Source organism: Luteibacter sp. P4_D7_3 (assembly GCF_056401735.1).
This window is the reverse complement of record NZ_JBFUIT010000473.1, coordinates 1-2,181: the sequence shown is the minus strand read 5'-3', so window position 1 is coordinate 2,181 and position 2,181 is coordinate 1. Positions and strand designations below refer to the sequence as shown.

The window sequence follows — 2,181 nt, the reverse complement described above, 5'->3', positions numbered from 1 at the left end:
GGATGGCAAGACACCGCTGCTCGCCGATGTGCCATCGGAGAGATTGCCGGAGTACGTTCCGTGAAGATTCTCCTGCTGGGTGCGAACGGACAGCTTGGCCAGTGCTTCCTGAGCCAGGGTGGCCTCGCGCTCCGCGGGCACGTTCTCGCGGCAAGCAGGAATGGCGAACTGGCCGATGGTCGGACCGGCGCGATGGCCGATCTTGCCGACCTCGAATCGATGGAACACGTGCTGGATGCCGAACGGCCGGACATCGTCGTGAATGCGGCCGCTTACACGGCCGTCGATCGTGCAGAAGCGGATGAAGCCATGGCGACCCGGGTCAACGGCGACGCCGTGGGCCTGATTGGACGCTGGGCGGCAGGTCGTGGCGCCCTGGTGGTGCACTACTCGACGGATTACGTGTTTGCCGGCAACGCGAAGGCTCCTTACAGGGAAGCGGATCCCGTGGGGCCGACTGGCGCCTACGGACGCAGCAAGCTTGTCGGTGAAGAGGCGCTTCGCGCATCGGGCGCAGCGCACTTCATCTTTCGCACAGCCTGGGTTTATTCATCGGTCGGGAATAATTTCCTGCGTACGATGCTGCGTCTCGGCGCCACACGCGACGAACTCAGCGTCGTCTCCGACCAACACGGTACGCCGACGGATACGTCTCTTATTGTCGAAGGATCACTGGCGGCCATCGACCGGTGGCTCACTGGTGATGCTGCCGAGCGTTCAGCACTGGAAGGTACATATCACCTGACCGCAAGCGGGAGTACCACCTGGCACGGGTTTGCACAGGCCCTGCTGCTGCGTGGCGCCAACATCGGCCTGATTCCCCGCATGCCACAGGTGTCCGCGATCTCGACCAAGGATTACCCCACGCCCGCGAAGCGTCCGGCGTACTCCGTACTCGACACCGGACGCTTCGCCCGGACGTTCGGCTACGATCTGCCTGACTGGACGCTCGGCATCGACCGCACCTTGACCGCCCTTTCCGCCTCATCGGAATAACTCCCCATGCTCATCCCCCTCATTCTCAGTGGCGGCAGCGGAACCCGGTTGTGGCCCATTTCGCGCCGCAATCTCCCCAAGCAGTTCCTGGCACTGACTGCTCCGGAAACGCTCTTCCAGCAGACCATCAGCCGCGCCGCACTCCTGCCCGATGCCGCCGCGCCCGTGGTCGTTGCAAGTGACGATCACCGGTTTCTCGCTGCCGAACAGCTGCAGGAACTGAATGTGACCGGCGCCAGCATCCTGCTCGAGCCAGTCGCACGGAACACGGCACCTGCCATTGCTGTTGGCGCGCTTCGGGCGCTAGAGAAGGCGGAGGATGCCCTGGTTCTCGTCTTGCCTGCGGACCACCTCATCGGCGACAGCGCCTCGTTTTCGGAAGCGGTCGCCAAGGCACGCCCGCTGGCGGAACAGGGCTGGTTGGTGACGTTCGGCATTCGTCCGGACCGTGCCGAAACGGGCTTCGGTTACATCCAGCGCGGCGAAGCCTTAGGAGCGGACAGCTTCAAGGTGAATCAGTTCGTCGAGAAACCCGAGCTCGCCGTCGCCGAAGGCTATGTGGCAAGCGGGCTGTACGACTGGAATTCGGGCATGTTTCTTTTCCGCGCCTCCCGCTACCTCGAAGAGCTGGGCAAATACGCCCCGGCCATGCTCGAAGCCGCTAAAACGGCCTACGAGCGCGCCAACACCGACCTCGATTTCATCCGGCTCGATTCAGACGCTTTCGCACAGGCACCGAGCGACTCGATCGACTACGCCGTCATGGAGAAAACCGCTCACGCGGCTGTCGTTCCCGTCAGCTGCGAGTGGAGCGATATCGGTTCGTGGGAAGCGCTGTGGATGTCCGCGGAAAAGGACGCCAACGGCAACCATTTCGACGGCGACGTCATAGCTATCGATACCAGCGGCACACTCGTTCGCACCCACAAACGCCACATGGTCGCCACCCTCGGCCTTGAGGATGTCATCGTGGTAACGACGCCCGACGCCACCCTCGTGGCGCGACGCGACGCGTCCCAGGACGTCAAGAAGATCGTCGATCAGCTCAAGGCCGCCGGTCGCAGCGAACACGACCTGCATCGCGTCGTTCGCCGACCCTGGGGCAGCTATGACTCGCTGGAATCGGACGACCGCTTCCAGGTCAAGCGCATCGTCGTCAAGCCCGGCGCCGCCCTGAGCCTGCAG

Annotated in this window: 2 protein-coding genes; both read left to right on the top strand. The window is 63.5% G+C overall.

What is annotated here, in order from left to right; genetic code table 11:
• Positions 1-60: 60 nt before the first annotated feature.
• On the top strand, positions 61-996 hold the full coding sequence (gene rfbD, locus AC1DSN_RS21665) for a dTDP-4-dehydrorhamnose reductase (RefSeq protein WP_477298085.1): 936 nt from the start codon (positions 61-63) through the stop codon (positions 994-996).
• A gap of 6 nt (positions 997-1,002) precedes the next feature.
• Positions 1,003-2,181 (top strand): mannose-1-phosphate guanylyltransferase/mannose-6-phosphate isomerase (locus AC1DSN_RS21660; RefSeq protein ID WP_477332819.1); only part of this gene is annotated, 1,179 nt, incomplete at its 3' end.